This is a genomic window from Gammaproteobacteria bacterium (genome assembly GCA_029882975.1).
Taxonomy (GTDB): Bacteria; Pseudomonadota; Gammaproteobacteria; order SZUA-152; family SZUA-152; genus JAJDNG01.
Genome location: JAOUJW010000006.1, coordinates 144,626 through 168,795, shown reverse-complemented (window position 1 = coordinate 168,795; position 24,170 = coordinate 144,626). Strand labels below are relative to the sequence as shown.

Annotated in this window: 19 protein-coding genes; 8 read left to right on the top strand and 11 right to left on the bottom strand. The window is 47.8% G+C overall.

The features are described from left to right. Window positions 1-37 precede the first annotated feature (37 nt). From OEY58_06710 to OEY58_06680, 7 genes are all read left to right on the top strand, one after another. Entirely contained in the window at window positions 38-484 is a 447-nt protein-coding gene (locus OEY58_06710) for a response regulator (protein MDH5325136.1), read from the top strand. A 54-nt stretch (window positions 485-538) separates the two neighbouring features. Further along, window positions 539-901: a response regulator gene (locus OEY58_06705; protein MDH5325135.1), complete on the top strand. Its 363-nt coding sequence runs from the start codon at window positions 539-541 to the stop codon at window positions 899-901. 67 nt (window positions 902-968) lie between these two features. Then, complete coding sequence (locus OEY58_06700; protein ID MDH5325134.1) at window positions 969-1,544, top strand: chemotaxis protein CheW; 576 nt, start codon at window positions 969-971, stop codon at window positions 1,542-1,544. Between the two features lie 82 nt (window positions 1,545-1,626). After that, window positions 1,627-3,474: a methyl-accepting chemotaxis protein gene (locus OEY58_06695; protein ID MDH5325133.1), complete on the top strand. Its 1,848-nt coding sequence runs from the start codon at window positions 1,627-1,629 to the stop codon at window positions 3,472-3,474. 4 nt (window positions 3,475-3,478) lie between these two features. Beyond that, window positions 3,479-6,322 carry a response regulator gene (locus OEY58_06690; GenBank protein ID MDH5325132.1) on the top strand — a complete coding sequence of 948 codons (2,844 nt, stop codon included), beginning with the start codon at window positions 3,479-3,481 and terminating at the stop codon, window positions 6,320-6,322. Then, window positions 6,319-6,792 (top strand): hypothetical protein, encoded by a 474-nt coding sequence (locus tag OEY58_06685; protein MDH5325131.1) that lies wholly within the window; start codon window positions 6,319-6,321, stop codon window positions 6,790-6,792. The genes OEY58_06690 and OEY58_06685 overlap by 4 nt, the downstream gene beginning before the upstream one ends. After that, window positions 6,785-7,303 carry a chemotaxis protein CheW gene (locus OEY58_06680; protein ID MDH5325130.1) on the top strand — a complete coding sequence of 173 codons (519 nt, stop codon included), beginning with the start codon at window positions 6,785-6,787 and terminating at the stop codon, window positions 7,301-7,303. The genes OEY58_06685 and OEY58_06680 overlap by 8 nt, the downstream gene beginning before the upstream one ends. Before the next feature lie 30 nt (window positions 7,304-7,333). Here the strand turns inward: OEY58_06680 and OEY58_06675 are convergent, their stop codons facing one another. After that, window positions 7,334-7,798 (bottom strand): peroxiredoxin, encoded by a 465-nt coding sequence (locus tag OEY58_06675; GenBank protein MDH5325129.1) that lies wholly within the window; start codon window positions 7,796-7,798, stop codon window positions 7,334-7,336. A gap of 311 nt (window positions 7,799-8,109) precedes the next feature. Here OEY58_06675 and OEY58_06670 point away from each other — a divergent pair, with 311 nt between their 5' ends. Next, complete coding sequence (locus tag OEY58_06670) at window positions 8,110-8,358, top strand: hypothetical protein (protein MDH5325128.1); 249 nt, start codon at window positions 8,110-8,112, stop codon at window positions 8,356-8,358. A gap of 77 nt (window positions 8,359-8,435) precedes the next feature. On the opposite strand, the gene OEY58_06665 is transcribed toward OEY58_06670, so the two are convergent. The 10 genes from OEY58_06665 to OEY58_06620 form a co-directional block, all read right to left on the bottom strand. Then, on the bottom strand, window positions 8,436-8,888 hold the full coding sequence (locus tag OEY58_06665; protein ID MDH5325127.1) for a DUF2141 domain-containing protein: 453 nt from the start codon (window positions 8,886-8,888) through the stop codon (window positions 8,436-8,438). A gap of 24 nt (window positions 8,889-8,912) precedes the next feature. After that, window positions 8,913-10,622: a GMC family oxidoreductase gene (locus OEY58_06660; protein ID MDH5325126.1), complete on the bottom strand. Its 1,710-nt coding sequence runs from the start codon at window positions 10,620-10,622 to the stop codon at window positions 8,913-8,915. Window positions 10,623-10,693: 71 nt separating this feature from the next. After that, window positions 10,694-12,103, bottom strand: coding sequence for a hypothetical protein (locus OEY58_06655; protein ID MDH5325125.1), 1,410 nt, complete (start codon window positions 12,101-12,103; stop codon window positions 10,694-10,696). Continuing rightward, the gene (locus OEY58_06650) at window positions 12,060-12,845 is read right to left on the bottom strand and encodes an outer membrane lipoprotein-sorting protein (protein ID MDH5325124.1); all 786 of its coding nucleotides are present in this window, start codon (window positions 12,843-12,845) and stop codon (window positions 12,060-12,062) included. Before OEY58_06650 ends, OEY58_06655 begins: the two co-directional genes overlap by 44 nt. Before the next feature lie 66 nt (window positions 12,846-12,911). Next, on the bottom strand, window positions 12,912-15,560 hold the full coding sequence (locus OEY58_06645) for an efflux RND transporter permease subunit (protein MDH5325123.1): 2,649 nt from the start codon (window positions 15,558-15,560) through the stop codon (window positions 12,912-12,914). A gap of 1 nt (window position 15,561) precedes the next feature. Beyond that, window positions 15,562-16,164 carry a HupE/UreJ family protein gene (locus OEY58_06640; GenBank protein ID MDH5325122.1) on the bottom strand — a complete coding sequence of 201 codons (603 nt, stop codon included), beginning with the start codon at window positions 16,162-16,164 and terminating at the stop codon, window positions 15,562-15,564. 77 nt (window positions 16,165-16,241) lie between these two features. Continuing rightward, window positions 16,242-17,039 carry an alpha/beta fold hydrolase gene (locus OEY58_06635; protein ID MDH5325121.1) on the bottom strand — a complete coding sequence of 266 codons (798 nt, stop codon included), beginning with the start codon at window positions 17,037-17,039 and terminating at the stop codon, window positions 16,242-16,244. A gap of 82 nt (window positions 17,040-17,121) precedes the next feature. After that, window positions 17,122-18,735: a GMC family oxidoreductase N-terminal domain-containing protein gene (locus OEY58_06630; protein ID MDH5325120.1), complete on the bottom strand. Its 1,614-nt coding sequence runs from the start codon at window positions 18,733-18,735 to the stop codon at window positions 17,122-17,124. 78 nt (window positions 18,736-18,813) lie between these two features. Then, window positions 18,814-19,293: a hypothetical protein gene (locus OEY58_06625; GenBank protein ID MDH5325119.1), complete on the bottom strand. Its 480-nt coding sequence runs from the start codon at window positions 19,291-19,293 to the stop codon at window positions 18,814-18,816. Window positions 19,294-19,318: 25 nt separating this feature from the next. Next, complete coding sequence (locus OEY58_06620; GenBank protein ID MDH5325118.1) at window positions 19,319-24,091, bottom strand: amino acid adenylation domain-containing protein; 4,773 nt, start codon at window positions 24,089-24,091, stop codon at window positions 19,319-19,321. Window positions 24,092-24,170 lie beyond the last annotated feature (79 nt).

Sequence of the window (24,170 nt, the reverse complement as noted above, 5' to 3'; positions counted from 1 at the left end):
GCTGAAAACTCAACAAACAATTTGAATGAGGCTGCTTATGAAAAACGGTTTAGTTAAATCCACAAAGCCCAGGGCTCTGATCGTCGATGACAGTTATACAGTACAAAGACACATTCGCGTCGCTTTGAGCTCGTTAGAGCTGGACTTGGATTTCGCAACCAATAGCAAAGACGCTTTTACAAAAATTGAAGAGATAGACTACGATATCGTTTTTCTTGATGTAATGCTGCCGGGCGGAATGGACGGTTATAGCATTTGCAAGCAAATCAAAAATTCCAAACGAACCAAACGCATTCCGGTCATTATGCTCACCAGCAAAGACACCTCTTTCGACAAAGTTCGGGGAATGATGTCCGGATCCAATGTCTATTTAACCAAACCGGTAAATAGCAAGAAACTACTTGAAGCAGTAGAAAAAGTAGCGCCCAGTGTGTGCCAAAGCTCATCAAACCAATTCAATCGATTGAGAACAGGCACTTTTTAAAACCATCAGGGTTCATAACCCAAAGCCAATTGTGATGCAAATAGGAGAAATAAGATGTCAGTAAAAAAAGTGCTTGTTGTTGACGATTCAACCACTGATTTAAAAAACCTGCAACAGATCGTATCCAGCGCAGGATACACCGTTCTCACCGCCTCATCCGGAGAAGAGGCTGTCAACGTTGCTAAAAATGATCACCCGGACGCTGTTTTAATGGATGTCATTATGGATGGCATGAACGGTTTTCAGGCATGCCGCGCCATCACGTCCGATGATGCTACCAAAGATATTTCTGTAGTTCTGGTCAGCAGCAAAGGTGAAAAAGCCGACCGAATTTGGGGTGAAGAACAGGGTGCCTCCGGTTATGTCACCAAACCCTACACTTCCGAGCAAATCCTGGAGCAACTGCAAGCACTGTAGTTAAACCACAACGGTAGTTAACCCACAATAGTTAACCTACATGTCGTGGGACGATAGGAGAGATACGATGAACACTGAAGACACACGCCAGGCACCATCGGCCGATCAAAGGCCATCTGGAAACATCAGTCTGAGCGATGCGCTGACTCGTGAATTTGTACTTCCTTCTGCATCGTCCCACGACAGCATTAGCGAAACCAAACATTTGGTAATTCATCGAATGGGTTTCCGCGTTGGTGACATTGGTTTACTGTACCCGCAAGACGGCAGCAGAGAAGTCACCAAGCTACCGACACTGAATTTTATACCGAATACCGCCTCCTGGATGATCGGTCTAGTCAATATACGCGGCGGGCTGGTTCCCGTTGTTGATTTGTCGCTGGCATTAGACGTGGAGCGAGACCGGAGTAAAGAACCCTATTTACTGGTTTTCGGTCACAATGACGAAAGTATCGGCCTGTTGATTGAAGGGCTGCCCGAACGTAAAACCATACCAACCGAGCAAAAGCTGAGCAGTCTGCCTCCGGTACCGCAGCGCCTGGAGCCCGTGGCTACGGCAGCCTATGACTACGAAGACCTGGTGTGGATAGACATCCAAATAAAAAACTTTTTTGAACGATTGACTGAGGAAATCGCAATATAGCGTACCCCTTGGGCATAGATTCCGTGGGACTGTATCGATACAGCATGATACGGCTGAGTATGACTAAACTGGAGAAAGACGAATGAAAGGTTTCAAAAAATTTAGCCTCGGATCAACGGTATCCCAAAGGCTAAACCAGGTTCTGGGTGTAATGATTGCGGGCTTTGTGATGATCAGTCTCGCGTTTTTGGCGGTGGACTTGCTCACGACCAATACCTTTAAAGAGGACGAACGCGTAATTCAATTCGCCACTATAGCGGATAGAGCCCTTTCGTCTGTACAGAATGCCAGAAAGGAGGAGAAAAACTTTCTGCTGCACAAAGATGAAAAATATCTCGAAACTCACAGCGCCTTCCTAGATTCGGCCTTTAAGAGCATTGCTCAATTGGATCAGATAACTAACGTAGAGGGCGAGCACGCTTTGTTAGCCAAGCTTAAAGACACGATTTCAGATTACCAGAAAAAGTTCAAAACCACGGCACAACATCAAATCGATTTGGGTCTAAATGACAAAAGCGGAATCTTGGGCCAATTAAACGAATCGGCCCGGAGCGTGGAGGCTGATTTACGTTATGACGGTGTAGCACCACTGAAAGCCTCCTTACTTACCATGCGTGTATTCGAGAAGAACTTTCTAGACACGCAAACCGAAGAATACATCAGCAAAATGGCTGCTGAGCAACGACGATTCAATCGCCTCGTAGCAGACAGCACTTTGTCTGAGACCGCTAAAGACACAATTCGAACCAACATGAAAGACTATCAAGCCCATTTCGCTACTCTGGTCAGCGGTTTCAAAACTGTTAATGCGGACATCGAGAGTATTGAAAAATCCATTCATCAAGCGGATCCCTTGGTAAAACAATTGCGCAGTTTCCTTGAGAAACACCAAGCAAGCAATAAACAACTTCACAAAACCAATCACCTGATAATACTTATCGGTTTTGGCGTCATTTTGATTCTGTCTGCGGTTGCAGCGGGAACCATGCTGTTCCGAGTCAGAAAACTGATTAACCATTCCTTGGATGCGCTACAAAACACGGTAGGAAAAATGGCCGAAGGTGATTTCAGTGTACGTGTAGACCTGCACTCCAAAGACGAATTCGGTACTCTGGCTTCCGCCTTCAACACCATGTTGGAAGATCGCGGTAAATTTATGAAAACCGAAGAAGAAAACGAAATGCTCAACAACTCCATCATTGCCCTGGTACGCGCCGTTTCCAAACTAGGCCGAGGTAATCTGAACTCCAAAGCTCCGGTGAATGAGGATATCACCGGCGCATTGGGGGATGCGATTAATAATATGTCAGAGGGCATTGCCAAAACACTGGGTAATGTGGATGCCGCCTCCCAACAATTGATACACGCCTCCAGTGAGGTAAGACACAATACCGAACAGAGCAAAGGTACCGTTCTTGGTGCTGCCAAGGGTATGAGCGAATTACGCGGTACCATTCAAGAGACCGCAAAACGCATCAAACGTTTGGGCGAACGTTCTCAGGAAATCGGCGGTATCATTAAATTGATCGATAATATCGCTGAACGAACCAACGTACTGGCTTTGAACGCGAATATGCATGCGGCCGCAGCCGGTGAAGCGGGCCGCGGATTCATGGTGGTGGCCGACGAGGTGCAACGACTGGCTGAGAGCTCCAAAGGGGCAACAGAACAAATCGCAAAACTGGTCAGCAATATTCAGGTGGAAACCAGCGATACCATCTCCGCCATGGACAAAGCCATCGGTGAAGTGGTCAAAGGTGGTGAGGTTACCGAACAGGCGGCCGAGCAAATGGATAGAACCGAGTCCACCGTATCGCGATTGGAAGCGCTGGGTCAGGAACTGGCCAGTGCGGTAGCTGCTTTCGAGTTACCGGAAAACGTGGTGCCCATGAGATCAGCACAGCCCGTAAAAATGAAAGAAGCGAGTTAATATCATGCCATCGCCGGAAATACTTGTTGTTTTGTCGGACGAACTCAGTGACTCTTCCCCGGTCTTTCAGACGGCCTTGTCTGAAATCGTATCAGGAGATGAAAACGCTTTTCAAGAAGGCGTGGAAACCTATCACGAGCAATTGCAGCGCATCAGTGATGTGACGGGGCTGTTGAATCTGGCAGGCTTGCAGTGGGTCTGCCGGCATATAGAAACCAACCTCTCCGTGCTCAGTCCGCAAAACATCGGCAGTACCAATCTGGACTTGTTTGCCCAGTGGCCCGATCTTATGCTGGACTATCTGGCAACGCCAAAGGACAAAGCACGATGTCGTGCCCTGGCGCAACACTGTTTTCACGCAGAGTGGCCCATGGCACCGGAGTCAGAGCTGGCCAGCTCACTGGAGCAAAAACTCTTAGACATCAGCGAAGAACCGGAAGACATCGAACAAACCGAGTCGCGCCAGATAGAAGCCACCATGGAAGATATCGCCTTGCAGTTGGAAGACGACATTAACAAGGAACTGGTGGAAGCGTTTCTTACTGAAGGACCGCTTCAAGCTATGCACTACTCCTCTATGATCCAGGGCATAGAAAACGGCCGGGCCGGAGTGGAAGCCATTGACGAAGCCCGACGGGTTATTCATGCCTTAAAAGGTGAAGCCAATACCGTGGGTGTTCGCGGTGTGGCCTCATTGTCTCACCACGTAGAGGATATTCTGCAGTACTTACGTGACAACGGTATGCTGCCTAAAGGGAGCATTAACCGACTGCTGCTGGATGTAGCCGATTGTCTGGAAATGATGTTTGAGGCGTTACTGGGCACTGGCTCCCCACCCGAACATGCTTTGTCGGTGCTACAACAGGTGCTGGATGTGGCCAACGCCATCGACAAGGGCGAGTTTGAAAAGGAATACTCTTTTGTTTCATCTATGTCAGCAACACAGGAATCCCCGGCTGAGGACTCACATAACCCAAGCGCACAATTCCAACCACTCAGTACCCCGCAGGTGGACGCCAAAGTCAGGGTATCGGCCGAATCCGTGGAAGAAATGCAACGTTTATCCGGAGAAATGGCCATTTCCCGCGGTCATGTACAGGAACGTCTGCAACAGAGCTTGAGTGTACTTAGAGAATTGGTGGAACGCCACAATATACTGTGGCACCGCGCCAACGATCTGGAACGTCTGGTATCCACCCAAGGTGTCGCAGCGGGTCAACGGGAAATCGAATCCCGCGTGGGTGTGGTCAACAGCGGTTTTGACCCACTGGAGATGGACCAATACAGTGAACTGCACAGTGGCGTGCATACAGTCATAGAAACCATTGCGGACTTACAAATGCTGGGTATCCAGGTACTGGACAATTTGTCGGAAATCGGCACAACCGTAAACCAGCAAGCATTGATTAACAATGAGCTGCACGACCAGCTCATGACCGCACGCATGGTGCCTGCCAGCACGTTGAATACCCGCCTGCAACGAGCCGTTCGCAAGGCTACCGACTCACTCCATAAGCCTGTTCAACTCAATATCCACGGCCAAAATGTCATGCTTGATGACCAAATGGTAAATTTGATTATCGATCCCTTGCAACATATTTTGCGCAATGCCGTGGATCACGGTTTGGAATCCCCCGAGGAAAGAGTCCATTTGGGCAAAGCGGAAACGGGCACTATCGATTTGAGTTTTGCCCGAGACGGTAACTTTCTGGTTATAAAATGCCAGGACGATGGTGCCGGACTGGACCTGCCTTTCATTCGCTCCAAGGCCATTGAACGCGGTTTGGTTTCCCCCGATCAAGAGCTATCCGACGAGGAGACTATGCGCCTGATTCTTCAAGCCGGATTTTCCACCAGTGAAACGGTAACGGAAATATCCGGACGTGGTGTCGGTATGGACATTGTTAACAACACCATAACCAAAATGAAAGGCAGTATCGATATTCGAACTGAGTCAGGGAAAGGCTGCACTTTTATACTGCGGGCTCCCCTCTCCATGGGTATCGCCCACTGCCTGCTGGCCGATGTGGGCCAGAAAACCTTTGCCCTGCCCACCGACAACCTGGATCGCATTGTTTTTCAGGGCGCTAAAAAAATTCAAAAAATCGGTACCGGTTATGCATTTCGCGATGGCAAGGAAACCTGCCCTGCCCGTCTGCTGTCGGATTTGCTATTGGGTGTAGGCCATGGCGCTCAGGGACTGGCGCTGGACGATGACGAACGTCCCGTCATATTGGTTAAAACGCTTGAGGGCAAAGAAGCATTGGTCGTAGACAAAGTGGTCAGTGGACGTGACCTGGTCATCAAAGGTCTTGGAAAATACATGCGCAACATCAATGGCGTATCCGGTGCTTCCATTTTGGGTGATGGGCGTGTGGTACCGATCCTGGACATGTTGGATTTACTGGAGGAAAAATCCATAGGCCAAAGTACAGTCTCCCGCGCTCAAACCGATCAACCGAGTTTTGAACGTAAAACATCGGACATTCTGATTGTTGATGACTCCTTGAGTGTTCGTACCGCATTGTCACAGTTGGTGCATGATGACGGTTTCGATGTGAGAACTGCCATTGACGGCATGGAAGCCATTGAGCAAATCAACAGGAAAGTCCCCGATGTTTTGTTAGTTGACATGGAAATGCCTCGCATGAACGGGTTAGAACTGACGGCCCGACTGCGATCACAACAGAGCACCAGGCAGATACCGGTCATTATGATCACCTCGCGCTCCAGTGAGAAACACCGGGTGCAGGCTGAGGCGGCAGGAGTAGATGTATACTTAACCAAGCCTTATCACGAAAGCGACTTGCTTTCACGCTTAAGTTCGGTGGTGAGTAGAGCAGCATGAATACCGTGCAGACTGAAACACAAATTCATCAAGCGCCCGGCTGGTTGGTATTGCAATTGGGCAGACTGGATTTTGCCATCCCCAAGAAAGACGCCAAATTCATTTCCCTGATTGCAGCGCTCGATACAAAAAATCATGAGTCTGTTCAAGTAGGCCGACTAAAATACAACGACCGTGAGTGGCCGGTGTATAATATAAATCACCGCATGGAATTAGACTCCGAGTTACCCGAGCAGAGACGCTTTTGCATTCTGCTATCCCACCAAAACAACATGATCGGCTTGGTCTGCGATCAGATCACTATGCTCGCTGCGGATGATGACTTAATGTTGCAGGATATTCCCGACTTTTCCATACAAGAAAACTCCCCGCTAAGACGCATGGGACAGTATATGGAGAAAATGATCAGCGCGAGCGCACCGGGAGAACTGGCATTCTATTTAAGCGAGTTGGAGGTCGCTCATGCCTGAAATTAGAGCCTGGCTGCTGCCGTTTAAGCGGGAAGAGTACATCGCCGTCGGTAATCATCACATGGCCGAGTACATTTATGCACCGACGCTTGAGGTGCTCCCATTACAACAGAATTTTTGCCCCGGCATGCTGAAATGGCGCGAGAAATTCATCCCTGTCATCGATCTGGCTTATTTCACTCATCCGGGTGAATCACAGCCCACAGGCTATACGGGCGCAATGGTACTGGCCTTTCAAGAACAGGAAGGACAAACGTTACAATATGCCGCTCTGGGCCTGCGCTCCGCTCCCGTACTCACTATGGTGGCGGAGGAGCAAGCCTGCCCTATGCCCGAGGATCTGATTTGGCAAACCCTCGCTGTCAGTAGTTTTGTTCAGTCCGGTAAAACTATTCCGGTACTGAATGTATCAGAGTTGTTTTCCAGCAATCTTCCGGTTTTGTATCAGGAAGTTACTCGTCAAGTACACGAATCAACCGAAATGCTGCAGTCTAAAAAAGCAGCCGGCTAAAAACCGGCTTCTTTTTATCATCACAAGCCACTAAGAGGTCTTAATCATTTCCAAAATCTGCTGCGCATGCCCTTCTGCGTTGACACCGTATTGGGCCGCTACGATTAAGCCTTCGGGACTGATGACGAAAGTGGATCGCACAATTCCCATTTTCTTCTCGCCGTTTTTTTCCTTTTCCTGCCAGACATTGTATGCCTCGCACAACTCACCTGTGGTGTCTGCCAATAAGTCAATTTTCAGGTTAAACTTATCAATGAATGCCTGGTGACTGTCGCATGAGTCTTTGCTCACACCCAATACCACCGTGTTAACGGCAGCGAATTCCTCGGCCAGTTGCGTGAATTGATTGGCTTGAATGGTACACCCCGGCGTGTCATCTTTAGGATAAAAATACAATACCACCGTCTTAGCTTCTTTAAAATCGGACAAACAGATAGTCTCATTGCGTTGATTCGGAACACAAAATTCCGGTGCATTTTGATTTTTCTGAAGCATATAAATTCCTTTCCGGCGGTCAGTTGAATAGAGTCGCAGTCTAGCAAAACTCCAGATGTTCTAATACCGACAAATGGTGCGTGATATTTCCACAATTGATTCTCTCCGGGATCTGGTACGCAATGAGGCTGACATGCGATGGAACGTGAATTTTAACCCTCTTATTGTGTTGACGCTAGGTAATTAACTTTCTATTGTTAATTACCGTTAACATCGCGGTTAAAACGCCGCCAGGACTATTATGGCGACGACACGATCAATGCATATCGAGCCCCGGAGCTGACCCTACACTTTTATGAAACCGAATGTCTATGAAACCGAGCGACTTTGACAATATTCCTGACGTGCGCGATGGCCTGACGCGAAAAGAACGTGTAGTGCTGTATTGCATTCATAAGTTGCAGAAAGAGTTGAGCGGTCGCAATGCGCCTACGGTTATGCTCTATGGACGGGTGCTTGAATATATCAACATCAGCGAACAGGAATTGCAGTTTATCCTGCAACGCTTATCCGGGTTCAATGATCATGCCACACGAACCGGCAAGCCCCCAAACGAATAAAGTCAACCCTGCGAATGTCCCAAGGTCTAATGCATTCCTTAGTTGCCAACAAATACCCGCGACCAACAATCTCTACTCTAATGCACATCTATTTGATAAGACTCATGCTCCGGGTCAAAATTGACTTTGAGTTTATTGAAACTGGGGAACCCGGAGAAGACACCTAAGGTGAAATTGTTGGAAAAACCAATGGGCTCCGCCGGCAGGTTTAGAAAATTGTGATCCAGGTCGTCATTGGCGTTCTTGTCTTGAAACACCACAACTGCGTACTGACCGAACTCCAAGTCGCGAAAAACCAGCGTGGATTGCTTCGCAAATGAGTGTGACTTTATCACTTTAAACGGTGTTTTAAATATATCATCACCGGGGCGAAATAGTCGCGCCACCACCATACCGGTATCGTCCGGAAGATTACCGACATGAATTGTTAAGTTTCGTTCTTGCGTATCCAGTGTCTGAGCCATAAGCGACGGTACAAATATGACAAACCAAATGAATGTCTGACGCAGCGATTTCAATATGAGTAACATAGCATCCCTTTTGTTCTCGTGAGTTTAAATGTATTCCGCATATACCAGTGGAGCTTGCGACTGTTCCGGCTCGTCCACTTCATGAGCTGATTGCATGAGTTGATCACTGATTTTTTCACCCAGCATAATACAACTAAGATTGGTCGGAACTCTGGGTATAGTGGGCATGATGGAAGCATCCGCAACATAGAGGTTGGAACAACCGTATACGGCTCCTTTTTGATCCACCACTGCCATGGGATCGTTCTCCGGTCCCATTTTTGCCGTACCCACAGGATGCCAAGAACCCCGAACAAACGTGGAAATGGTTTCCCGCAGCAGTTTGTCGTTATTAATAATGTGATCGTTCCATGCAAACACTCGCTGAACGTGACTGCGCAGCTTTGAGTGATTGAGTATTTCCCAGGCCTTTCTTATACCGGATTTCAAGCGTTCCATGTCCGATTCTTCCACGGCACAATTCAGGCAAATTTTCGGATTGGAATCGGGTTGGGTACTGACGATTTCCACACTGCCTCGGGACAGTGGCTTACCCAACACCGTGGTAATGGACATACCCATATCACTGCCCAAAGCCGTGTTCAATTCGGGAATTTTTCGGGTATCCACCGAATTGACCATATACAGCTGCAAGTCATCCTGATACTGTGATCCTGGAGCACTGTAACGCAACATGACTTGGTGTGCGTCTTCTCCAAAGCTGCACACACCTTCCTTGGGCACCATCCAAATTCCTACTGAAGGATGGTCCGTCAGATTCTTACCCACTCCGGGGGACTCTTGGACGATGGGTATTCCCAGTGAACGCAAAATCTCGCCCGGCCCTACACCGGAACGCATCAGTATGGCGGGAGTATTGATCGTACCTGCACACAAAACCACCCGATCTGCTCTATACTGATGAGTAATACCCTGATTTGTGACTTCTATGCCACTCACCCGGTTACCTTCAAACACAAGTTTGTTAACGCAGGTTTCCGCTAATAGAGTCAGATTTGGGCGGTCTCTAACTTCGCGTAAATAAGCAACAGCCGTTGACACGCGTTGGCCGTTGCAAATATTGCGGGGAATACTGGCTACTCCATTTCCCGGGACAGATCGATTCAAATCCACCTGTGTAAAACCCAGATTACAACAGCTGTCAAAAAATTCTTTCTGTACTGCATGCAATTTCTCGTAAGGTGTGCGCTGTACCGGAACAGGACCACTGTTTCCGTATTCAGGCCCCTGCATATCCAGGTCATGCTCCAGTTTTTTTAAATAAGGCAACACTCGCTGCCAAGACCATTCACTATTACCCAATCGAGCCCATTCATCGTAATCATCTGCGGCACCCTTGAGTGCCAAGGTGCCATTGATGGCGGACCCGCCCCCAACCACTTTACCCATTGGGTAAACAAACTGAGTTAGGCAGGAATTTCGGTCCAAGGTGGATTTAATAGCCGCTTTGGCCATATTGAGCCGAGATTGATTTGAGCTTGCGGAAAAAACCGCACTTGCACCTTTTAGAGTGGCACTGACCGCTGCTTGCCTGACTTGAGCTCTAAACGGCCAGTTGTGCGAACCGATGACTGCTTCATGGGCTGCCCTCAGCTCCTCCGGCATGTCATCCGTATTGGAATAGTCCTTACCGGCTTCCACCAGCAACACATTACAACCGGTGTCCTGACTTAACCGTGATGCCAATACGGCCCCTGAAGAACCGGCTCCCACTATTATATAATCGTATTTCATATCCTATCCCTGAATGACAAGTTCCTCGAATTCGGCCTTTGTCTTTCTACCGAAAGCTGTTTTATATTCGTTTACTGCAAGCCCATACGCAAACCCACGCTGAACTGATCATTGTTGCGAAAACTGTATAGTAGTGATCCGGGCTCTTCGGCCTGGTAGACGAGATAACCGGCAGACAGTTCCAGGTTATCAGCAACATCGTAATCGAAAGTGACCCGGTATATATCGCTCTTGCCTTCCTCCCAATGCCCCCAAGCCAGTGTGAGGGTGGCCAGATCGCGCAGATATTCAAACCTTCCTGATAAAATAAAAGATGTTTCGCTTTCCTCGGGACGCATTTGTATTGAATAGTCTTGAATCTGCTCCATTAGATATTCCAAGGCTAAACCGGCATCGCCGTTGATTGTGTACTCCGCGCCCAGCATTGCCACCCATTTGGCTCCGGTTTCAGTAACACGGCCTCCTGCGAAATTATTGCGAAGTATTTCCACATCCTTCTTATACGCCAACTCTGTTTTGAACAACCATTGGTTTTCAATCCAATTGGCACCAACACCGGCGACTTTAATGGGATTATAGTACCGCTGCATCTGACCCGGGCCTGTGATGCGCAAGACCGGACTATCATCATACACATCGGCGTAGATAAAACTTATATCGCCCTTGCTGAACGAAAAAAAGCTTCGAAACAAAATCTCCGGGTCATCCAATTCCGGTTCTCGACCGTCATCTATATAGAAGTTGCCACGTAACACCACATACGGATCAAAATCATCTCCTTGCGCGGCCATACGATTGGAACGATACTCATGAGTAAAAACCAAATCGACACCCCATCGGTTTCCCACAAAATTCAGTTTTGTGGCCGCTACCGGTATACGAATATCCTCAGCTTCCACCAAACCGAACTCACGAACATCCCTGGGATTGGTTTGATCCAGAATCTGGGTAAAATCGGATTGACCCCAGGCGACAATTTGCCTGCCTGTTTTCAGCCAAAGACGATTTCCTACAGGAAAATTTATGTAGGCTTCGCGCCACTCAAAGCCGTCATCCCAGGTGGCGTAGTTGTCTTCACTGCGATAGCCATTTAGGCGGTATTCCAGTGTGTTATACAACTTACCTTCCAGACTCACATCAAACACAGTCCTGACTTGTGACAAGCCCTCACTTTCTCTGCGAGTGCTCGCTGAAACCGGCTGTTCCAGAGAATAGGCGTAACGTTGCTTAACATAGCCTTTGATGGACCAGGATTCACCCGCGGTGACTCCCGTCTCCTTCTTCTTGGCTTCGGTCACCACTTTGTTCTCAGAAAGATCGATAATTCCGAAGAATTCTTCTGTCTTTGCCGCATCAGTCTCTACGCCCACAGCGGTGGTATTTACGACTAAGACCGGGATTGTAAGCAACGCTCCAATGAACGTCTTTACTCGTTTATTAGTTAATTTGTCGTTCCATCGCATAAGTCGTAAAAATCTCATCCTTTATACTGCTGTTAAAAACCACATCCTTTATTTCGAATATACTGGCATGTTGCAAATGCCCACCCTGAGTCATTACCATTTGTGCCTTTGTAGTCACCCATACTTTGTCTTTTAGCACCAGGTCAGAGGCGGTAAAATATTTAATTTTTCCTCCATCCTTAAGCCAGTATTTGGCTTTTACAATGACTTTTTTCTCCTGGTCTATCCAGTATTTGATTTTTGTGTATCCGGTCTCGTCCAAGACCTGGCTAAGCCGGTCCTGAACCGGCTCCGCCATTATCACCCAGGTACCCTGTGACGCCATTTTGGCGTTCTCAGCATCGAAACGGTAAGTAAAGTCATCTACGTCTATACCGCTAAGATCCGAATAGGTAAAATCACTGCCTAAGAAATAGGAGGACTTATCCGTAGTGGCCAAACGCTTTACCTTGCGCAGTTCCGGAAGATAGAGCCAGGTCTCGTCATCTTTGCTGCGTTGTTGCCATTCGTAAGAAAGAATAGTGGTGCCACTTACCTCCGACGGCGATATCACACGCGTAAAGACTTTTTCGTCGCTGCCAAATTTTTTCATCCATTCATGGACCTCTCGCACCCTCTTATTCTTACTCTTGTCGATGAGAGTGAGTATACCTTTTTGCTTTCTGGTATCACCCTGATATCTTTCATCCACTTGCTTCATTACTTGCGCTGCGCTGGGATCAGCCGCGTGAGCAAGGCTCACCGCAAGAAAACATGTCATCAATACAAACCCTGACTTTACCAGATCCGTTATATTTACTTTGCAAAGCATAATAATCCCTTTTTCCTATTGATGATTCTGCCCTATACCGGCCGCATTCGATTCCTGTGCCAGATTCGAATTACCCATAGACGACTGTCCCGATGTTATTTGAGAAACCGGTGTACGATCCATAAATTTCAGCAATGCGGGCACTAACACGATATCTGCGATAAGCGCATTGACCAAGGTCAACCCCAAAAATATGCCAAAGTAAAACAATGAGTCCATGGTGGACATAGTGAACAGGAAAAAACCCAGGCTAATGGCCAGTGTTGTAAACAGTAACGCCGGGCCGGCCATGTTCACTGTATTGAGTATTCCGGTTTCCACACTCTCGCCACGCTCCCGTCGATGATAGCGGTACCCGTGCATAAAGTGTAAGGTGTCATCCACGGCCAGCCCCAGAGCAATACCACCAAGCAACACCGTAAACATATTGATGGGATAGCCCACGTAACCCATGATACCTAAAGTGATAATAATCGGTAAAAAGTTGGGAATCATGCCCACCAGACCGTAGAGCACGCTTCGGGTCAACAATATCAGCATCAGAGCTATAACCGAGGCCGCAATGAGATAGCTGGAACTCATACTTTGCATTACACCCACCAGGCTTCTGCTGACCAGATCAATGGAACCGGTCACGCTGACAGTGGCCGTCCCGGAAAAGATCTCCTTGGCTTTTTGCTCGATCTGATTTCGAACCGGCACATAGTTCACGGCATCCGCCCAGGACATGCGCACCGTAACCCGAGCTTTGGAAAAATTACTGTCGATAAGTTTGGCTACGTCCGACGCGCCACTGCCTTCAAATAACAACAGTTCCTGAGCCACCAGATTTCGATTATCCGGCAATTCCTTCGCGGGATTTCCGTTGGACATGGTGAGATGGATTTGTTTCAGCGTATCTACGATGGAAGTTGCTCTACCCATGTCTATATGCTCATCTTCCAAACCTTGGGCGAACTGCTGAAATTGAGCCAGTTTTTGCATAAATTCCGGTTCGTAAATTCCGTTTACCGTACCGGTATCAATAACCACCTCTAAAGGGATACTGCCGTGAAACTCTTTATCCACTGCGATAGTGTTAACTCTTACCGGCCTGTCTTGGGGAAACCAGCTCAGCACGTCGTGAGAAAATCTCAACTGCATCACCCCCGGAATGGACCCGGCGATCAACAGTACGGTAACGACGATAGCGGTTTTGGGACGTCGCATACTGGAGCGGGTCAAGGCGGTCATGAAACGGGCGTAGTTATGCCAACGGCGCTCAAAGGCACCCGGGGTTTCGGTTATTTTCATGCGCATCAACACTGCCGGCACCATGGTAATACTGATTAACAACGCCATATTGACACCAAACGCCGCAAGCAAGCCGAAACTGGATATCGACTTAATGTCCGATACTACAAACGCCATAAATCCGGCAGCTGTGGTGAGCGTGGTAAACACGATAGGAACACCGGTACGCTTCACCGCATACACAATAGACTGCTCTACTTTCTGTGTTTTACTCAAGTGTGAATAAAAATACCCCAATAGGTGCACCGAATCCCCGACACCAATTGTCAATAACAGTGGAGGAAGCGCAACCGCCACCGGCGTAATAGGTGACCCTATCCAGCCCATGAAACCGATGGTTGCCAGCAAACTCATGATAACCACCATCAGCGATAACAACACGGCGGATATTCGTCGTAACACAATGTAGAGCACGATAAACACCACTATAAAAGCGATGGGTAATAACATTGCCAGGTCCACATGAATCGATTTTTTGTGTTCCGCATCAATCATCTGCCCACCGGCCAGACGAATGTTGAACTGTTCCGATTGATGCCGCTGGATAACTCTCTCCACTGCATCCATGTATTGGCTGAGCTGAGACGCCGTTAAGGGCTTCAACACTTTTTGCTCAGATTCTGTGCCTCCCGCAAAACCACCGGCGGTTTTCACCTCTTCCGGTAACATCCCCAAGTCCAACTCACCACTCAGAGACCTGGATGGGGAGGACTTCGGCGACGGTGCCTCAGCTTGGGATTTTTTCTCCTGCGAACGGCCTGCCATGAAATCCATAAACCGATCATGCAGATTGACGATTTTGTCTTTGAAGGAAACCTTACTATCCATATCCGATGCATACGCATTTGCCTGAATGATCAGCAAAGTAGTTTCACCGTCCTCGGAAACAATCAGATTCCGGTACAAGGGATTCTTAATAATTTCCTGTTTGAAAGCTGGAAACTTATTTGCATCAGTTGGCCATAATTCCCGCAGATCATCTATCAGCACATCACCGTTTTTGCTGCTGATGGATGTCACACTAACCAAACTGGTAACGAGATCCAGAAAAGGGACCTCAGCTTCGAGGTCCCTTTGCAATGATTCCAGCTTTGAGAAAAACTCAGCACTGAAAACCGATTTGGAGCTAATGGCGGCAATGACGGCATCATCCCGGCCAAACTGCCGTTGAAATGCCTGATATTGTTTCAATGTGGGGTCATCATCCCGAAACAATGACTCATTGCTAACGTCAATATAGATTTGAGATGCACCCGCGGCAAAAATAACGACCATGGTAAGAGTTAACCATATCGTTAACAATGGCCGTTTAATAACCTCAACGGTCAATGCACCCAGTGCGTTTTCCAAAATTGAAACAACATTTGTCATCTTAAGCTGCACCCATTGCACTATATAAAATAAACACACCGGCAGCGGAAACCGTTGCACCAATATAAGTCAACCCCTGATGCAGTTTCTGGCTGGTGATGAAAAAATGGCCGATAGCGACCCCCAACAAATGAATCAAGCTGGTACTGACAACAAAGCCGAAGGAGTAAAACACGGGACTGGCCGAGCCGGGCATTTCCACTCCATGGGCATAACCGTGCGACGTACCGAAAAATGCAACAAACAACATAATGGGTATGACGCTTCTGTTTTTATTAGCAAAAACAATAGCCAAACCCAATAATACAACCGATAAGGCAATATTCACTTCAACAAAAGGAAACAACACTGCATTAGCACCAAGCACACCACCCAGAACCATAAAGGCCACGAACTGTGTGGGGATGACCCATATATTCCTTCCTCCCAACTGCGCGCTGACAATCCCCACGCACAGCATGGCGAGTAAATGATCATATCCAAATATGGGATGTAGCAGACCGGAAATAAAACCGTTGCCATCGTCCTCGGTATGAGCCAACGCCAAGCTTGGTAACAACAATAACAATGTTAGCATAACTTTCATTACAGTAGCCTTTCTCATTTCTTCGCACTCCTTGTCAGTAGTTTGTAGCGTCCTGTGCTCCACTGTAGCCCGGGAACATCAACGGACTCTGGTGATTAAATAACAATCTTTCTAATTTTCCTGCTTTGCTCTCGACAACCAAATATCCAATCGCTCAACTCTTTAACCAGTTCCGGCGTTCGGTCATACAAGTAAAAATGATCTCCTTCAAACCAGTGTTCTTGAAAAACTCCCAAACTGTGACGTCTCCAAGCGATGGGTGAGTATTCAGACACACTGTGGTCATCTTTACCGGCACAAAAAATCACGGGACAGTTTAACTTGCCTTCCGGAGTCGCTTCGTAATGATCCAAAATCTCATAATCGGCACGAATCACCGGTAACAAAGACTGCATCAACTGACTGTCTTCAAGAATTGGAGCCGGCGTTCCACCCAAGCGCCGCAATTCCTCCATGAATACCGCATCGCTTTCATCCCAACGACAGCGGACATAAGTCCGATCGTATCCCGGAGCACCGGAACCGGATACCACCAGCAGCTCCGGTTCGCGACGAAAGCGCTGCTGCATCATCGCTGCTACTTCATAAGCCACCAGAGCTCCCATGCTGTGTCCAAAAAATACCATGGGCTTGTCACTCAAATATTTCAAATCGGTAACAATATGTTCCACTAGTGTTTCCATACGGTTACAAAGCGGCTCTGAATAGCGGTCTTCCCGACCGGGATATTGAATTGACCACAGCTCCATATTGTGCGGAATATCAGCCGAAAAACGCCTGTAAAAACTCCCCCCTCCCCCGGCCCATGGAAAACAGATCAAACGCGCATCTGCATTTACTGACTTCCGTAATAGGCGCAGGCAAGCACCCGCTTGTATTTCCTTTACTGACATATTTCCCATCCCAATTGGTTTTATCGACTCTATGTGTTTCACTTAACGTTCGCGTCATTAAGTACGGTGGTGCCGGCGCCGCCTAATGCAAACACTGTTCGGCAGCCAGTTTCTCCGCAATCATCAAACAGGTCAGGTGGGGTGGAGAGCTGGGTATCATAGGCATGATTGAACCATCCGCGATCCATAAATTGTCCACACCGTAGACTTTACCTTTAGCATCGACCACAGCTCCTTTGTCCGGCGAACTTCCCATCCTTGCCGAGCCGCAGGCGTGAGCACTGGGACGAACAAATGAGTTAATCGCTTGATTCAAAGCCATATCAGACTGAATCATACCGTCGGACCAAGCCAACACCTTGTCAAAACGTTGCCTAAGCCGGGGAGACTGCATTAGATCCCAGGCAATACGCACACCTTCCTTTAGTGGAGCCACGTCGGTTTTATCAGCCAGACAATTTATCACTACATTGGGCGCTTCATAAGGATCGGCGGAACGAATCCGCACATATCCTCCTGAGGTGGATTTATTAAAACAGGTTGTCAGGCCGGCAATAGTTGTAGCACTGGATGAAGCAGCCAGCTTGGGAAACATATGCGCCACGTCAATACCCGCCATCATGCAAATATGCATATCGTTTTCGTAACCTGAATCACTGGAACTGTATCGCAGTAAGGTTTGTCGCAAGGGTTCGCCCACCTCACAGGTATCGCGTTTGGGAATTCCCCATATACCCACAACAGGATGATCCATGAGATGCTCACCAACACCGCTTAACGGTACAGACACGTCAATCCCCATGGGCTGAAGCAAACGGGGATTACCAATACCCGAACGCATCAATATCGGTGGTGTATTCATCGCTCCGGCGCACAGTACAATGCGTTCCCCGGTGAGTGGTCGCAACTCCCCACCTCGTTCTACCAGAACCCCTTCACATTTACGGTTTTTTATAATGAGTTTGTGCACATGTGCACCGGTGAGTATGTGCAGATTCTCCCGTTTACGAGCCGGTTGCAAATAGGTCATGGCGGTTGACATCCTCACACCGTCCACCACGTTTTTGGGTATTACGCCAACACCGGTCGTCTCCGGATCATTGTGATCCGGTGTTTCTGAAAAACCGTGATCCAAACAAACTTCGTACAGTGAATTTTGCAGCAAAGTAAGATCCTCGCGGCGCTCCCGACGAATCGGCATAGGACCGCCGCGGCCATGTAAAACCTCATCGCCCTGAGGATCATCCTCCAATATACGAAAATAAGGTAGAACGGAATTCCAGGACCACTCTTGACCACAGTCTTGCGCCCACTCGTCGAAATCTATAGGGGCGCCCCGCAGAGCCTGTACTGCGTTAATTGCTGAGGAACCACCCAGCAAACGACCGGCTTCGTAGTCAAATATACTGGCGTGTTTCCGGCCTGATGGAGCAGTGGAATCGCTTTTAGTTGCTTCACCTTTTATGTAGGTACGGATTTTCCAATTCAGACCCGGCATAACAGCAGGTTGATTACCGTTTCGAACTGCTGCTTTTACACCATCCGTTTGAGGCTGTTCAGGGCCGGACTCCAACAATAACACTTTGCGAGAAATGTCCTTACTCAAACGATTAGCCATGACGGAACCACTGGAACCGCCTCCAATAATAATCACATCGTAGTGCTGCAATAAATCTTGATGTGTTGATTCGTCCATTATATTTTCCATAAATCCCTCACAGTCCATTTTTACTAACCCCATCTACCCCGACAGAACAGACCCCAAACCCAGGGTTTAGCCTGCCTGACTGGAAGCCTGCAGCGGTACTGACACTCCACTTTGCATGGGTTGTTCTTCCTTCTTGGCGCTTTTGGCCCACAGCGTTGCCACTACTATCATACCGACACCCACAATGTGATGGGTAATATCCAGGGTATGGGCGATGCCAAAGGGTTTATCACCGGCGACCAAATGAGTAAGCTCATGCGCCACGTAGAACAAAGTAATGAACGCAGTGATACCAACCGCTACATATCGAAACCAAAGTGAGCTGATCAGTTTGATCAACAAGGGCATAACAGCGTAGATAAACATTACAATCGTAATAACCACCAAACCGCCCGGTCCAATGTGCGATGCCCAGGTTGAGCATTGATCCATCACATTGCAACGAACCATATCCATCACCAGGTTGGCAATATATATGGTAAACATGGCCATCCATCCTTGAACCAAAATAGCAGAGTACTTATCACTTTTTTCCTTTTGACTCATTTCCCTTCCCTCCAATGTTAATTGATCAGTTGACTTGCATAACCTGCGAAGCGTCATCGCAGCATGAGTTTAAAACAGACTTGTTTACTTCCTGGTTTCCGGAACTGTGTTTAAATAAAAGAGGAGTCATTTTTTTCCAATACTCAGCCGGCACCATATTCCGTATGACGTTTACATCCTTACTTTTCGACAAATAACCGACGTCGATGTGATGTCGGGCAAACATGTTTTCCACACCGGTTCCGGTACGACGTTCTTCAAACAAAGACTTCACCATTCCCATGTTTCCGACCGATGCGCTTCCTTGCGCAGACGTCCCATGTAAACCTTGCGCCTCCCCTATGCTTCCTGCCTTATCCAGACATTTTTGTTTCCATTCCTGCAGCGTATACAAGCGCAATTGCGCACCGTTGTTACTACTTTCATCCAAAGTGCTCGACATCAACTGTTGCAATACGGATTTCAAGCTAAGGGGTTCCGGATTTTCCAGATGCACCACGCCGCTGAAACCATCTTCATCAATTGCGTTCTTAACTATCAGGCTGGAGAGAATATCCACCGGTACACCAAATACACCTGAATCCTCCCAGTCCGGAACCGCGCCTGCGTTACAGGCGATACTCAACACTTCGCAATAGGTATCATTGGGTTTGACGCTTCCCGTGTTAAACGCCGGTAGTGCGTGTGAAGTTCGGTAGATTTTCACGGGTATCCCGACTTGTATCATGGTGTTTAATAGCATTTCCGCCGCCCATTTCGACTGAGAATAGGGTGTTAACAAACCATCCGGGCTGTCTTGAATTCGTTCTTCGCCCAACACCACCAGTTTGCCGTTGATATTCCTTCTACATACCGCCATAGGAGAAAGGTAGCGAATAGATTTTAATCGAGTGTGACTTGCCAATAAGGCCAGTTCGGACAAGGAATCCACATTTACCGATTTATGGCGCTGGTAATCCATCAATACACTGACTGACGCCCCCAAATGATAAATGGTACTTACTTTACTACATACATGATCCCACTTTGCCTTAGACATACCCAGTAGTGGCTGCGACAAATCTCCGCATAGGGCGCGGATCCGGCTTTTCTGCTCACTGTTCAGCACAAGATGGCAATTGGACATGGCATCCAGAATCCGTTTGTGAGCTATATTGGTATTTTCAGCTCGAACCAAACAATAGACAGTTGAGTTGCTTTTCACCAATAACTCCCACAAGACATGCGCTCCGACCCAACCGGTTGCACCGGTAAGAAAAACCGAATGACCGCCGATGGGTGCTCCGGTTGACGCTTCGGTCAACGGTAACTTAATCTTCCGTATACTCTGTGACAATTGGTCTACATGATTTTCCAATCTGGTTTTGTTTGCCATGAATCCGTTGTCTGATTCCTCCCGCTGCTCGATGTATGTACTTTCCTCCCGTCTTGATTCGTACAATACCGCCAAAGACTCTATCGTGAGGTTTTCGAACAATTCGTGCATTTCCAATTGAAACCCGGGCAAGGTTTCGTTAATTTCCCGAACCAGTTGCGTTGCCAGTACAGAGTCCCCGCCCAGTTCAAAAAAATTGTCCGTAACACCGAGCTCACAACCGGATATCACGCCACCCCAAGCATTCAATATTGTTTGTTCAAGCTCATTACGCGGCCCAACTGTCTCTCTGGCCATTACGGCTTGATCAAAGGAGTCGGGCAACGCACTATAATCCACTTTCCCATTGGCTGTGACGGGAATGCGCTCTAATGAAACGAGTTGTTTTGGGATCATGTACTCCGGTAGGTACTCAGCCAAAAACGCCTTAATCGATTCCATTGGCGCGTCATCCTGAATAACATCTAATTGCGATTGCCATTCAATATATCCGACCAGTTGTTTATTACCCTTTTCATCACTTAGCGCTGACACCACGGCCTGGGATACTGCGGGATAGCGTCTCAAGACCGTTTCAATTTCGCCCAATTCTATGCGATAACCTCGAATTTTGACTTGACCGTCATCCCGCCCTTCTATCACGATGTTGCCGTCAGGACGGTAGTACCCCAAATCACCGGTATCGTAGATTCGTTCTCCGGTGGTCTGTGAAATCTTAAAACTGGCATTGGTTTTGTTTTCATCTTCCCAATACCCAAGAGCCAAACCTGCACCGCCAATATATATTCGTCCCCGTACATAGTCCGGACATACCTGGTGTCCTTGATTCAGAACCCAGACTTTCTGACCGGGCAAGGCCTTCCCGTAGGGAATGCTTTTCCATTTGGGATCCATCTCCTCAATTTTATAATGAATGGACCAAATTGCCGCCTCCGTGGCGCCTCCCAAACTCACAACGTCCATAGAGGGATTTATTGCATGTAAACGTTCCGGTACATTCAATGGTATGAAATCACCTGAGAGTAAAACGGTTCGCAAACCCAACAAAGGATGCTCTTCTGCGGGCATATCCAATCCGTGATATTCCAATAGCATATGCATTAATTGCGGTGCAGAATTCCATACGCTGACTCGGTGTTGCTGAATCAAATCAGCCCAGTGAGCCGGATCATGGCCTTTACTGTAATCAGGCAATACCAATGCCGCCCCGGCTGTGTGTGAACCGAATATGTCGTAAACGGATAGATCGAAACTTAAAGACGACACCCCCAACACACGATCCTGCATTTCCACTCCGTACAGTTTATTGATCTCGGTAATCGTATTGTTAGCCGCATAGTGATCGATCATGACGCCTTTGGGGACACCGGTCGTACCCGAGGTAAAAATAATGTATGCGAGTTGAGTCGTCTCAACGTCCAACGACTGAATTAAAGAGTCGTTCAATGTTTCAGTGGTTTCCGCCTGCAACTCTATACACTGAAACTCAGCACGACATATATTTTCTTTGGCGACGCCGGCTTGGGTCACGACATAGCGTACCTTGGCCAAAGCCAAAAGGTCCAGCTGCCGTCTCATCGGCAGGTCGGCATCCACAGGCATATAAGCTCCACCAGACATTAAAATACCGTAGACCGCTACAATCTGCTCCCAGCCTTTACGCATCAAAACAGCCACGGGTTCCCCCGGACGCACCCCAAGATTAATCAATTGTTTGGCCAAACACGCACTTTCACCCAGAAGCTGCCCATAACTTAGTGTACGTTGAGGCGCGATGAGTGCAATGTCGTCCGGCTTGCTCAACGCATTAGCAACAAACCCGGCATGTAATGCCATATTATCGACTTGGCTATTTGCAACTTCTTCTTGGCGAACCGATAACATTGTGTCCGGAAGTTGGGTCAAATTAACTCTATCCCATGCAGAGTCGTCCAATGCCAGTCGACGAACCATTTGACAATAACTACTGAACATGGAATCCAAAACACCAGGTTGAAACACATCCTCGGCCGCATCCCACACAAACACCAATTCCCCATCCAATTCCATTACGTGGTGGTCCAGCCACACCTGAGAGGTCTGACTTATGCTGTATACTTTCCTGCCAAACTGCTCCAGGTTCCCAACTTCATCATCACCGCTCCAAATCAAACCACTACTGAATACCACCGGCATAATTGCCTGCATGGACAAACCTCGACGTTTCGCCCACTCACGCATCACGCTGACACCGCTTATCTCGCGGTGTTCCAGATCCGAGGCAAAAAGTTTTTGTTGCTGCCTGGCGAACTCTATAAAACTTAAGTCACCATTGCGACGGTCCACCTCATGCATTATCAACGAAGTAAAATCACCCAGTATGTGGTTTACTTCTTCATGCATTTGCAACCGATTGGAAATTGTAACGTTCAATGTAAAATGTGCTTCCTGACTCCAACGAGACAGTATTTCCGAGTATGCCGCCAACAGCGTAGCCGATGGTGTCAGTCCTTCCTTGCGAATTCTCTTTTTCAAGTTGTTCCAGGTTTCTCGATCCAACCTGGACTCTCGGCGAACGAATCGGGGTTTATCCCGTGAGGTTTTATCTATCACCATAGGCAGCTGTGGTGCAGCGGGTATGGAGTCCAGACGACTAAACCAGTAGTCCTGTGCCCGGTGGTAAGCAGGCGATTGCAAAAGAGCCTTTTCCGCCACAACATATTCGCGGAAAGAAATTGTAAAGGGAGGATCGTTTCGTCCCGGCTCTTGGTATATCTGATGCCATTCTTTAAAAAAGAGAAATATGCTCCAGGCGTCCAGGATCAATAGATCCAGACTTACATGCAACCTGGATTTGGATTGTGGCAGTTGACTAACCCTGACTTCAAATAAGGGCCACTGGCTGGCCACAAAAACCTGATGTGATAAGGCTTCACGTACTTCATCAATAGACTCAGCAATAGCTTCATCTCCCACACCACTGCAATCATTCACCGAAATTTGATATTCCTCGACGTGTTGCAGAATGCGTTGCTGTCCGTTTTTCTCAACGATTGCGCGCAACATATCGTGTCTGGCTATCATCTTGTTTAAAGCTAGGTTTAAACGCTGAACATCCAGATTTTCACATTCCAATTCAACGTATAAATGCGTTGCAACATTACCCATTTCCATAAAGCCATCTCGCCCCAACCAATAAGCATGTTGTAAATCGGTGAGCGGAAACGGTTCGTGGCGGGTTTTCTCATCAGGTACTAATACGGGCAACTTTTCTTCAGTACGGGACTCCGATTTCAACAATTTCAACAGATCTGCCTTATGTCGACGCAAACCTTGACGCAACTCATCTGTCAGTGCTCCTTCCGGAGCTTTGACACACAAATCGTTCCCGGAAATCTCCAATTGTATTCCGGCACGGGCTACGCTAACCAATAATTCTTCCATTGTCATGCACTCCTATTGCATTAAATTCTGTTTGTCATTCTGTGGCCTCGGAGTTTTCCGAGTCGGCTATCGCGATGGA